The following is a 12,293-nucleotide window of genomic DNA, read 5'->3' on the forward strand; positions in this document are numbered from 1 at the left end:
TGTTAAAACTCTTCATATTTAAACCACCAGTTAACAATTTCTTGCTACTTTGAACTCTCCTCATAAAGCTGATACAACGCTTGTGTTCCAAGATTTTCTTTATGTTCTTCCACTAGTTCATCATATAATCCCTTTGCAAGTTCAAGTCCTGGCAACTTAATTCCCATTTTGTTTGCTTCTGATAAAGCTATATTCATATCCTTAACAAAATGCTTAATATAAAAACCTGGTTCAAAATCACCTTTAATCATTCTTGGAGCTAAATTGCTAAGTGACCAACTTCCAGCAGCACCTCCTGATATGCTTTTTAAAACAGTTTCCATGTCCAGTCCTGATTCTTTTGCATAGACCATAGCCTCACATACTCCAATCATATTTGATGCTATAGCTATCTGATTACACATTTTAGTATGTTGACCAGCACCTGTTGACCCTTGAAATACTATATTACTACCCAAAGATTCCAGTATTGGTTTTACCTTTTCGAAAATTTCCTTGTCCCCGCCAACCATTATGGATAAAGTCCCATTTTTAGCTCCAACATCACCGCCGGAAACAGGTGCATCTAATGAGTATATCTGATTTTTCTCCGCTTCTATATATATTTTTTTTGCTAGTGCTGGTTTAGATGTAGTCATATCAATTATAACTGATCCTTTTTTTACATTACTTATAATCCCATTGTCCCCAAAATATATTTCCTCAACATCCTTTGGGTATCCCACCATTGATATAACTATATCAGCTTGCTCTGATAATTTTGCTACAGTGTCCTGCCAAATAGCGCCATTTTCTAGCAAAGCGTCTGCACTGGCTTTAGTTCTATTATAAACTAATAACTTATATCCATTATCCAAAATATGTTGTGCCATACTTCTCCCCATTACTCCGGTTCCAATAAATCCTACTACCTTATCAGTTATTGACATAAAAAATCACACCTTTCTACCTATTTAGTATTATTTTATCACAACTCTAACTATTAACACTATAAATAAAGTTCTTGGCTTTAGGTGAAGTTTTTTTCTCCATCTGATACTTGTTATCCTTTAGGAAAAATATTTAGTAAGGCACATATCAGCCGTTATAATCTAGAGAGAAAGATGGGCGTGTTACAGATGGTAGTCAACGAATAATTTCAAAGATGTTCTAGGTGTGTGCGATAGTTCCTCAATTTGTCTTCCTTTTCAGTGCTACAAATCTTCTCAAGATATTTAACCATCTTAGCTTTTTCATTTCGAAGCTGACCTTGAACAAAAGCAGCATTTGAGGCACCAAGAGTGGCGAAAAATACTGGAATGTCCAAATTCTCAATGAGTGTCTTTAATTCCCTCAGCTTTTCTAGTTCTCTTAGTCTATAACATTAAAGGACTTATATGATATAATTGTAAATAAAAATAGATGGGGGGCTTTTTCATGTTTTCAACAAAAATAATAGAGAATTTAGGTAGTTCTTCTTGGATAAGACAGATGTTTGAGGCGGGAACAAAACTTGCCAAAGAGGTGGGCGCCGAAAACGTATATGATTATAGTCTTGGAAATCCATATGCAGAACCTCCAAAGGAAGTTTTTGATTCACTTAAAAAACATATATCAGAGAGTGAAAAGGGTGTTCATAGATATATGGCTAACGCTGGTTATCCTGAAGTTCGCGCAAAAATAGCTAAAGCTTTGCAGGATGAAAGTAAAATTGAACTTACATTAGAAAATATAGTTATGACAGTAGGCGCTGCTGGGGGATTAAATGTTGTCCTAAAATCAATTCTTAATCCCTTAGAAGAAGTGATTGTTTTTGCCCCATACTTTGTAGAGTATAATTCTTATATTGATAATAATGGTGGTAAAACAATAGTAGTACCTCCTGATACTTCAACCTTTGAACCTGATTTACTCCTCTTTGAAAAAAGCATCAATGCAAATACAAAGGCTATAATAATCAACAATCCAAACAACCCAACAGGTGTTGTGTATAGTAAGGGTACTCTTGAAAACATAGAAAAAATTCTTGCAGAAAAAGAAAAAGAATTTGGAACAACAATATATGTTCTTTCAGACGAACCTTATAGTAAAATAGTTTATGACAATATTAAACTTACAAATTTACTCTCAATTTTCAAAAATGCTATAATAATAAATTCCTTCAGCAAATCCCTTGGTCTCGCAGGAGAGCGAATAGGATACATATGTACGAGCAGTAGAATTGAAGATGTTTCACTTCTTAACAGTGCACTTAGCTACTGTAATAGAATACTTGGCTATGTGAATGCACCAGGATTATTTCAAAAAGTTATTGGAGATGCCTTATATGCCAAGGTAGACATCACCGGCTACGAAAAAAGAAGAAATTTTTTATATGAAAAGTTAACAGCCCTTGGCTTTGAATGCATAAAACCACAAGGAGCTTTTTATCTTTTTCCAAAAGCGTTAATACCTGATGATGTGGAATTTGTAAAAAGAGCTATGAAATATAACCTTCTACTTGTTCCCGGAAGTGGTTTCGGTTGCCCTGGATACTTTAGAATATCCTACTGCGTGAAATTCGAGATGATTGAAAAGTCTATTGCTGCTTTTGAAAAATTAGTTAAAGAATTTAAATAGGATATAAGTACCCCCTTGCTTTAGTATTTACTACTTTAGCAGGGGGGTATTTATATAATTTATGACGTTCCTCTTATTATTAATTTTGATTTAAGATCTATTCTTTTATGTGTAGTCTCCCCATTTATTAGTTGTAAAAGAAGTTTACATGCCTCTTTTCCCATTTCATAAATAGGTTGTCTTATAGTTGTAAGTTCCGGTTCTATGTATTCACATAACGATATATCATCATATCCTATAACTGACACATCTTTTGGAACATTAAAATTTTTTCTTTTTAAAACCTTTATTCCACCAAAGGCCATCACATCGCTACAATAAATAATAGAATCAATTTTATTATTTGACTGTAGTAACTTTTCCGTAGAACTTACTCCCCCTTCAATGGAATAACTACCTTCACATATTAAATTTTTATTATATATGTGGAATTTTTCTGTTACCTCTCTAAAAGCTTGTAACCTGAGTTTAGATGTTTCTAAAGTCCTTGTCCCCGTTACAAGAGCTATATTTCTCCTGCTTTTACTATATAAATAGTTTACTGCCTCATAAATTCCTTCTTTATTTGAACAAAAAACCCCACTATAATCATCACAGAGTTCCACATATCTATCTACTAGAACTAAAGGAATGTCATTAGTTTTAAGAATTTCAAGACTTTTTTTGCTGTCACCACCTGAAATAAAAATACTACCTGATACTGATTTACTTACTAATAACTTAGCATATTTTTCTTCCTTAAAAATATTGCTATCAGAATTACAAAGCATGACGTTATAATTCATCTTCCCTGCTGTATCCTCAATTGCTCTAGCTATCTCCGCAAAAAACGGATTTACTATATCGGGCAAAATTATTCCTATTGTTTCTGTTTTGTTTGTACTTAAACTTCTTGCAATGGCATTAGGAATATAGTTTAATTCTTTTGATGTTCTTAATATACTTTCCCTAGTTTTACTACTAACTCTAATGGGTTTGTTATTTAAAACTAAAGAAACCGTTGACTTTGATACGCCAGTTTCTTTAGCTATATCTGATATAGTTGTTTTTTTCACTGAATATCACACCTTGTTTGGAATATTTTATATTTAGGCATCTCAAATAAATTGTTTATCATTTACATTTTAACAATGAACGATAAATTAATCTATATAATTATTAGCATCCTAGATCAAACCATATATAAATAATCCCTTTTGCCCAATTATTTCTTGAAAATAACAATATCAATAGGAATATATTCTTTAATACTCTGACCCTCCATGACTTTACCAGCACTATCAACAGCTGTTTTACCTTCAACAACTGGTTGCTGAGCAATTGTTGCAGTCATATCTCCTGATTTTACAGCCGTTTCTCCGTCTAAAGTTCCATCAAAACCTATAACTACCACATGCTTATTAGCTGTTTTCAAAGCCTTTACAGCACCTAGTGCCATTTCATCGTTTTGAGCAAATACAGCATCAAAATCGGGTTTGGACTGAATAATATTTTCCATAACTGATAATCCTTTTTGCCTGTCAAAATCTGCTGGTTGACTGGAAACTATTTCAACATTTTTCTTTCCAGCTAAAGCTTCGTGAAAGCCCTTGCCTCTATCCCTTGATGCTGATGATCCAGGTGTACCCTGAAGTTCTACTATTTTTATAGTACTTTTGTTTTTTAATTTATTTAATATAAACTCAGCTGCCTCTTTGCCACCTTTAATATTATCAGAAGCTATAAAACTAACTAGTTTTCCGCCATTAGCTTGCCTGTCCACTGTGATAATAGGAATATTACTCTTATTAGCAACTTTAATTGTATTTGACACTGCTTCACTATCTGTTGGATTTATAATTATTGCCGAAACACCAAGTTGCACTAAATCTTCTACATTGGATCTTTCTTTTCCAGGATCGTTTTGTGAATTCAGAACAACCAAATCATAGCCCTTTTCTTTAGCTTCTTTTTCTGCTCCATCCTTCATGGATACAAAAAACGGATTATCCAAAGTAGATATAACCATACCTATTTTTTTATTATCATTATTACTGCTACAACCTGATAACAATCCAATGGCCATGACTAGCATAACTATAATAGATAACAATTTTTTATTCATTATTATGCCCTCCATATCTTAAATTAAAATAGCAATTTAGTTTTTAACAAAATTTCTATTTTGCCCTTTTTCTATCAGCAAGAACTGCTAAAAGAATTACAGCACCTTTCACTATTTGTTGATAAAATGGTGATACATCTATTAAGTTTAATCCATTATTTAAAACACCTATTATGAGAGCACCTATTATAGTTCCTATTACAGTACCTTCACCACCTAAAAGGCTTGTTCCTCCTATTACAACTGAGGCTATAGCATCTAGTTCAAAGCCAATTCCTGCAGTAGGTGAAGCTGATCCAATTCTACTTGTTGCTATAATCCCGCCTACAGCAGCTGCTGCACCACATACAACATATGCAATAGTTTTAATTTTATTTGTATTTATACCTGATAGCCTTGCTGAATCTTCATTTCCACCTAAGGCATATATATATCTACCAAATCTAGTTTTCGAAAGAACATAATATGCAATAATTACAACTATAATAGTTATTATTACAGGAAGCGGTATTACTCCAATCATTTTATTTCCTATAGAATTATAAGAATCAGGAAGAGATGATATTGGGTTTCCGCTAGTATATACGTAAGTTACACCTCTAAATATAGTCATTATTGCAAGTGTAGCTACAAAAGCTTGTATTCTGCCTTTGGCTATTATAAAACCATTAATAAACCCAATTAAAACTCCAACTATTATGGGTATTATTATAGCTAAAAATATGTTACCAGTAGATTTTATTGTTACAGCAGAAACCGCACCACATATAGCTAGTATTGAACCAACAGAAAGATCAATTCCACCTGTTAATATAACAAATGTCATTCCAACAGCTATGATAGCGTTTACAGACACCTGATTTAGTATGTTGGTTATATTCGCCAATGTTAAAAATCTTGGAGTCATTATTGATAATAAAACACAAAGTACAACAAGAGCTAAAATAGATTTATTCTTAAATAATTTTTCTTTTATATTTACATTCATGATTTCTCCCCCTTAATTATTGATACCTACCGCTAATTTCATAATTGATTCCTGGTTTGCATTTTCCCTGGTAAGTTCACCAGCTAAATGTCCCTCGTGCATAACTAATATTCTATCGCTTATTCCTAAAATTTCAGAAAGATCTGATGAAATCATTATCATTGCTTTTCCCATGGCTTTTAACTCATTTAACAATTCATATATTTCCTTTTTTGCACCTACATCAATTCCTCTTGTAGGCTCATCTATTATAAGAACCTTTGGTGCTAATAATAGCCACTTTGCTATAATGACTTTTTGCTGATTACCACCACTTAAATTTCTAATTATTTGTTTTGTTGATGGTGTTTTTATGGAGAGCTTTTTTATGTATTCATCCACATCTTTCATCTCAGATTTTCTATCTATACTTTTAAATTTATTCTCGTAAGTTTTAATATTCGCAAGTGTCATATTTTCCCGGACAGATAATCCAAGTACCATTCCTTCCCTTTTTCTATCTTCAGGCAAATAACATATACCATTATCTATAGCATCTTTAATACAATTTATTTTAACTTCCGTGCCGTCCACATATATTTCTCCATTAGATTTTTTATATTCTCCAAATATAGTTTTAGCAAGTTCCGTTCTTCCAGATCCCATAAGTCCTGAGACACCTAGTATTTCTCCAGCCTTAACCTGAAAAGATATATCTTGCACCCTATTATCACAGCTCAAATTTTTAACTTCAAGAACTGTTTCACCTGGTTCTATTTTTTTATATGGAAATTGGTCCTGTATTTTTCTACCAACCATCATAGTTATAAGCTTGTCATAGTCAATATCTTTTACTTCACACTCACTAACAAACTTTCCATCCCTTAGCACTGTGATTCTATCGCATATTTTAAATATTTCTTCCATTCTATGAGATATATATATTACCGCAAAATTTCTTGTCTTTAAACTCTTAATAACTTCAAATAATTTTTGAGTTTCTACATCTGTTAACGCGGTAGTAGGTTCATCCATTATTATCACGCTAGTATTTTTAGCCAAGGCTTTTGCAATTTCAACCATTTGCATATCTCCAATACTTATTTCGCTTACTAAAACATCAGGGTCTATTTTACATCCAACCTGGTTTAAAAAAAGTATTGCTCTCTCTCGTTCAACTTTTTTATTGATAATTCCAGTTATCTTATTCACCTTTTCATTTCCAAGAAATATATTCTCTGCTACAGTTAAGTTTGGTATAACACTTAATTCTTGGTGAATGATTGTGATTCCTAAGGCTTCAGACTCCTTAATATTATTTATGGCTACTTCTTCTCCTAAAATTTCAATTTTCCCCGTATCTTTGGTATAAACACCACTTAGTATTTTCATTAATGTAGATTTACCGGCCCCATTTTCACCAAGAAGTGCCATTACCTCTCCGGCATAGGCACTAAGATTCACATGTTCTAATGCTTTCACTCCAGGAAATGATTTGGATATTCCGGTCATTTTCATTAATGTTTTTTTTTCATTCATTTTTCCTCACTCCTCTTAAAAAAACACTCCAGATTTTAATATAATATTAGAGAATGGAGTTTGCTCTCCAGTTCTAATTACTGCCGCGCAATCCTTCAACTTTGTTTTAAGTTCCTCATGGGATATAATATTTATCTTTACATCACTAGCCAGTTCCAAAATCTTATTATAAGTATTTTTGTTTTTATCTACAGTTTCTTTGGCTATAAAAACTTCTTCAATTTGAAGTTCTATTAATACGGCTTTAAGTGTTTGAATAAAACCTGGTACATCCTTTATAAGTGCTAAATCAATTCTTCTTGTTGCCTGTGGAATGGGTAGTCCACAATCACCTATTGCAATGGTGTCAGTATGCCCCATCTTTGATATCACTTCTGATATATCGCTGTTTAATATTCCAATTTTCTTCATCATTACTCATCCCTTTATGTAAATTTCATTAACATCCTTTAAATATGGAATAGATGGCTGTGCTCCTTTTCTTTGAACAGTTATAGATGCTACCTTATTTCCAAATTGTACAGCTTCCTTTAACCCCTCAAAATTAATATTCTGCATATTTATTTTTGAAACTAATGCACCTAAAAAACTATCTCCTGCTGCAGTGGTATCCACTACATCAACCTTATATGCTGGTATTACTTCTGCATTATCCTTTGTAACAAGCGCAACTCCATTTTCTCCAAGAGTTATTATCACAGCTTTAACCCCTTTATCTATAAAAAACTGTGCAGCTTTTTTAGCACTAAAAATATCAGTAACAACAATTCCAGTTATATCGCATATTTCAGTTTCATTTGGAACTATAATATCTGTATTTTCAATAAGTTCTTTATCCAGTATTTTTGAAGGTGAAGGATTTAAGACAGTTAATCTATTGTATTTTCTAGCTAGTTTAAATGCTTCTACTGCTGAATCCATGGGTGTTTCCAATTGCGTCACCAAAATATCACATTTCTTAATGGTATTTTGAGATTTTTCTATTTGAGATTTCCTTATTTCCATATTTGATCCTGGTATAACTATTATTGAATTGTTTCCCTTTGCATTCACTGTAATAATTGCCATACCTGTAGATTTACTATCATCTTTTAAAACGTTTTCTGCATTTACCTTATCTTCTTCAAGTTTTTTTACCAAAATAGATCCGTTTTCATCTTTTCCTACTTTTCCTATCATAAAAACATCTGCTCCACTTCTTTTAGCAGCTATTGCTTGGTTAGCACCCTTACCACCTGGAATCTTTTCCATATCATTACACAGTATTGTTTCTCCCACTTTTGGCATGGAATCTACTTTAATTACCATATCCATATTTATACTTCCTAAAAAACAAACCTTATTCATATTTTATACCACCTCTATTATCCATTTTGGATTGAATTAATTCTTTAGGTATTTCCTACTGGTAAACCGATTTATCAAGCTATAATTAAATAATAACCATCTTTCAATATTTTTTCAACGTTGATTGTAAACGTTTATATGGTGTGATAAACCGTTTTATCACACCATAGTCCATATTGCTCAGTAAAACTCATGTTTACATATCCATAAAAAAACACTCATTTTAAACATAAAAAGAGCTCTAAACATGAAGTTGCATTTCCAACTTTATGTTTAGAACTCTTTAGTTAAGTCTTTAAAGTGTGTAATTTATTTGACAACACTAAAATGATATTGTATAACATATTCTTTAGTTTCGTTTGCTAGAAGCACTGTATCTCCAAAATCTTTATGATTAATTGCATCAGGCAATGTTTGTGGTTCCAATGCTATTCCCATATTAGGAATTACTTTTCTATTTTCCACTGTCCAGTCACCATTTACTGAATTTAGTGTATAAACAATCAATGCGTTTCTATCTGATTTTATATCCAAACGTCTGCCATTTTCTTCATTGATTAATGTAACACTATTTTCACTATTTAATTTAAATGGATGGTCAAATCCATCAACACCAAATTGTTCTTTTACTTTCTTTATTGCTTCTGGTAAATTTTTAGCCTCTCTAAAATCAAAAGCTGTGCCGCTTACTTCTTTCAATTTACCAGTAGGTATACATTTTATGCCAAGTTCAGCATACTCCGAAGCATTAATTTGTAGAGTATGATTTGATAATAATTTTGATAAATCACTATTTAAATTAAAATACGAATGCACCGTAGGATTAAAAAGTGTATCTTTATCCGATAACCCCTTAAAATTAATTAATAAGTCATTATTATTATTATTAATTTCGTATATAATCTCTACGTCTAATTTCCCCGGAAACCCATCTTCTTCTGATAAAATAGTTTTATAAAAAGTGACACTAGCATGGTCGTCTGTCTCTTCTATTTTACTTTCCCAAATCATAGTGTTGAAACCGTTTCCACCGCCATGTAACGTATTTTCACCTTCGTTTTGTGGTACCTTATAACCCTTTCCTTTAATTTCAAACACGCCATCCTTTATACGCCCACCAACTCTACCGATTGCCGCACCTAGGTACATTTTATTGTCTTTAACATATTCCTCTAAATTATCAAAACCTAATAAAACATTTGAAAAGTCGCCTTTTTTATCCGGTACAATAATTTCTGTTAAGGTAGCTCCATGAGATATGCAAGAAACTTTCATGCCTTGTCTATTTTTCATTATGAACTGATAAATTGGAGTTTCATTAATATAACCAAAAATCTTTTTTTCTATCATCTTTCTCTCCCCTTTGAAAAAATCTGATTTTGTTCCATTTAAAAAGTATATGAAATAACTGTGCTAAAAATAATAGCAATATAATACTCTTAATTTTGTACGCCATAATGAATTTTCAAAGTTATCAAGGCAATGCACGGGGAAGAAGCTATTGTAGCTATTCCACCAGCATGAATTGCCTTGCTGCTCTCATCTCCATTATGGCTATACCATTAGATGTATTATACTGCTATTTTTAGGCATCCATTTTCTATGAGAGCCTTATGTTATTTTAAAACCTTATTAACTTTTGAAATTACATTTTCCACTGTAAATCCAAACTCTTCAAACAATGTTTCTGCTTTCCCTGATGCTCCAAATGTATCCATAGCTATAATATCTCCATCTAGGCCTACATATTTATGCCAACCAAAGGATGAAGCTGCCTCTACTGCAACTCTTGCCCTTACAGTTTTAGGAAGAACTGAATTTTTGTAAGCTTCACTTTGTAATTCAAACAATTCAAAAGATGGCATACTTACAACTCTAGCATCAATTCCTTTTTCAGCTAATTTTTCAGCTGCCTTAAATATTAATTCAACTTCAGAACCTGAAGCCATTAATATTACCTGAGGAACATCTTTATTCTTGGAATCTTTAAGTATATATCCACCCTTTAGTGCTTTTTTACCGGAATTCTCGTAAAGAGGTAAATTTTGTCTTGTTAATACTAAAGCGGTAGGTCCATTTGCATTGTTTATAGCAACTTCCCAGCCTACAGCAGTTTCATTTGAATCTGCTGGTCTTATGGTAGTCATGTTTGGAATAGATCTAAGTGCTGCTAATTGCTCAATTGGTTCATGAGTTGGTCCATCTTCTCCTACTCCTATACTATCATGAGTTAACACATAAATCATTGGTAACTTCATAAGTGCTGAAAGCCTCATAGCACCTTTCATGTAATCACTGAATACAAAGAAAGTTGATACATATACCTTTAACCCTCCATGAAGATAAATCCCATTTGCAATAGCTGCCATTGCGTGTTCCCTAACTCCAAAATGGAGATTTGATCCACTTCTATCTTCTGCTGAGAAATCTCCTCTATTATCCATATGAGTTTTATTTGATGGTGCAAGATCTGCTGAACCACCTATAAGATTTGGAAATAAATTTGAAAGTCTATTAATCAAAATTCCTGAAGACTGTCTAGTTGCCATTGGCTTTTCAAATTTCCAAAAGCTTTCGTCCTTTAGTAAATCAACTTGATTCTTACCTTCAAACCATAGATCCCATTCTTTAGCAAGTTCTGGATATGCTGATCTGTATTTTTTGAATAATTCATTCCAGCTATCTTCTTTTCCTTGAGCTTTCTTCTTGAAGATTTCCATATGACTTTTTACTTCTTCTGGTACAGTAAATGGAGCATATGTCCATCCTAATGCTTCTTTAGTTAACTTTAAGTTTTCTTCTCCTAAAGGTTCACCATGTGCTGATGCTTTACCTTCTTTTGCAGGACAGCCATAGCCAATAACATTTGTTACTATTATTATACTAGGTTTATTAGTTTCATTTTTAGCTTCTGTAATTGCACTGCTTATTTTATCAGTGTCAGTTCCGTCATCAACCCTTATAACCTGCCATCCATATGCTTCATATCTTTGACCTACATTTTCTCTAAAAGCTATATCCGTGCTTCCTTCTATTGAAATGCTGTTTGAATCATATAAAACTATAAGTTTTCCTAGTCCCAAAGTACCTGCAAGTGAACTTGCTTCAGAGGATATTCCTTCCATTAGGCAACCATCACCAACAATAGAGTAAGTAAAGTGGTTAATAACTTGGTATCCATCTTTATTAAACTTTTCTGCAAGATGAGCTTCAGCCATCGCCATACCTACCGCATTACTTATTCCCTGTCCAAGTGGTCCTGTTGTAGTTTCAATTCCATGAGTATGCTTATATTCTGGATGTCCTGGTGTTTTACTTTTATATTGTCTAAACTGTTTTATGTCATCCATAGTCAAATCATATCCAAACAAGTGAAGCATTGAATATAAAAGCATTGAACCGTGACCTGCTGAAAGTACAAATCTATCTCTGTTTATCCAATTAGAGTTCTTTGGATTATGATTTAAGTGCTCTGACCATAATGTATAAGCCATAGGTGCACAACCCATTGGTAATCCTGGATGCCCTGATTTTGCTTTTTCAATAGCTTCAGCAGAGATAATTCTTATGGTGTTAATTGCTAATTCATCTACATTCATTAAACGTGCCTCCTATTATTTGTTGAAAGTTTCTTTCCAGTCTTTCATGAATTTTTCTATTCCACTATCGGTTAATGGATGTTTGATCATCTGTAATATGATTTTTAGAGGAACAGTAGCTATATGTGCTCCACACGCT

The 12,293-nt window shown here is 32.7% G+C and carries 10 protein-coding genes and 1 pseudogene; 1 reads left to right on the top strand and 10 read right to left on the bottom strand.

Going from position 1 to position 12,293, the window contains the following annotated elements:
- Positions 1-44: 44 nt before the first annotated feature.
- Complete coding sequence (locus BR66_RS0114175) at positions 45-929, bottom strand: NAD(P)-dependent oxidoreductase (RefSeq protein WP_026883510.1); 885 nt, start codon at positions 927-929, stop codon at positions 45-47.
- 487 nt (positions 930-1,416) lie between these two features.
- Here BR66_RS0114175 and BR66_RS0114185 point away from each other — a divergent pair, with 487 nt between their 5' ends.
- Entirely contained in the window at positions 1,417-2,598 is a 1,182-nt protein-coding gene (locus BR66_RS0114185) for a pyridoxal phosphate-dependent aminotransferase (protein ID WP_026883511.1), read from the top strand.
- 59 nt (positions 2,599-2,657) lie between these two features.
- Here the strand turns inward: BR66_RS0114185 and BR66_RS0114190 are convergent, their stop codons facing one another.
- From BR66_RS0114190 to BR66_RS25735, 9 genes and pseudogenes are all read right to left on the bottom strand, one after another.
- Positions 2,658-3,653, bottom strand: coding sequence for a LacI family DNA-binding transcriptional regulator (locus BR66_RS0114190; protein WP_026883512.1), 996 nt, complete (start codon positions 3,651-3,653; stop codon positions 2,658-2,660).
- A 149-nt stretch (positions 3,654-3,802) separates the two neighbouring features.
- Positions 3,803-4,702, bottom strand: a complete 900-nt coding sequence (gene rbsB, locus BR66_RS0114195; RefSeq protein WP_035796323.1) for a ribose ABC transporter substrate-binding protein RbsB — start codon at positions 4,700-4,702, stop codon at positions 3,803-3,805.
- A gap of 55 nt (positions 4,703-4,757) precedes the next feature.
- Positions 4,758-5,690: an ABC transporter permease subunit gene (locus BR66_RS0114200; protein WP_026883514.1), complete on the bottom strand. Its 933-nt coding sequence runs from the start codon at positions 5,688-5,690 to the stop codon at positions 4,758-4,760.
- Positions 5,691-5,702: 12 nt separating this feature from the next.
- Positions 5,703-7,208, bottom strand: coding sequence for a sugar ABC transporter ATP-binding protein (locus BR66_RS0114205; protein ID WP_026883515.1), 1,506 nt, complete (start codon positions 7,206-7,208; stop codon positions 5,703-5,705).
- A gap of 15 nt (positions 7,209-7,223) precedes the next feature.
- On the bottom strand, positions 7,224-7,619 hold the full coding sequence (gene rbsD / locus BR66_RS0114210; RefSeq protein WP_026883516.1) for a D-ribose pyranase: 396 nt from the start codon (positions 7,617-7,619) through the stop codon (positions 7,224-7,226).
- Between the two features lie 6 nt (positions 7,620-7,625).
- Positions 7,626-8,555, bottom strand: coding sequence for a ribokinase (gene rbsK, locus BR66_RS0114215; RefSeq protein WP_026883517.1), 930 nt, complete (start codon positions 8,553-8,555; stop codon positions 7,626-7,628).
- A 309-nt stretch (positions 8,556-8,864) separates the two neighbouring features.
- Positions 8,865-9,905 (bottom strand): aldose epimerase family protein, encoded by a 1,041-nt coding sequence (locus BR66_RS0114220; protein WP_026883518.1) that lies wholly within the window; start codon positions 9,903-9,905, stop codon positions 8,865-8,867.
- Positions 9,906-10,171: 266 nt separating this feature from the next.
- A complete protein-coding gene (gene tkt, locus BR66_RS0114225) occupies positions 10,172-12,154 on the bottom strand; it encodes a transketolase (protein WP_026883519.1) in 1,983 nt (660 codons plus the stop codon).
- A 15-nt stretch (positions 12,155-12,169) separates the two neighbouring features.
- Positions 12,170-12,293 (bottom strand): annotated as a pseudogene (locus BR66_RS25735) (fructose-6-phosphate aldolase); the annotation flags it as partial.

Origin of the sequence: Clostridium akagii DSM 12554 (genome assembly GCF_000686725.1) — a bacterium.
GTDB classification, from domain to species: Bacteria; Bacillota; Clostridia; order Clostridiales; family Clostridiaceae; genus Clostridium_I; species Clostridium_I akagii.

Bases quoted from the DNA above. Each gene is read 5' to 3' on its own strand.
- rbsK (WP_026883517.1), bottom strand. From the start codon at position 8,555: ATGAATAAGGTTTGTTTTTTAGGAAGTATAAATATGGATATGGTAATT.
- rbsD (WP_026883516.1), bottom strand. From the start codon at position 7,619: ATGAAGAAAATTGGAATATTAAACAGCGATATATCAGAAGTGATATCA.
- BR66_RS0114205 (WP_026883515.1), bottom strand. From the start codon at position 7,208: ATGAATGAAAAAAAAACATTAATGAAAATGACCGGAATATCCAAATCA.
- BR66_RS0114200 (WP_026883514.1), bottom strand. From the start codon at position 5,690: ATGAATGTAAATATAAAAGAAAAATTATTTAAGAATAAATCTATTTTA.
- rbsB (WP_035796323.1), bottom strand. From the start codon at position 4,702: ATGAATAAAAAATTGTTATCTATTATAGTTATGCTAGTCATGGCCATT.
- BR66_RS0114185 (WP_026883511.1), top strand. From the start codon at position 1,417: ATGTTTTCAACAAAAATAATAGAGAATTTAGGTAGTTCTTCTTGGATA.
- BR66_RS0114175 (WP_026883510.1), bottom strand. From the start codon at position 929: ATGTCAATAACTGATAAGGTAGTAGGATTTATTGGAACCGGAGTAATG.
- BR66_RS0114220 (WP_026883518.1), bottom strand. From the start codon at position 9,905: ATGATAGAAAAAAAGATTTTTGGTTATATTAATGAAACTCCAATTTAT.
- tkt (WP_026883519.1), bottom strand. From the start codon at position 12,154: ATGAATGTAGATGAATTAGCAATTAACACCATAAGAATTATCTCTGCT.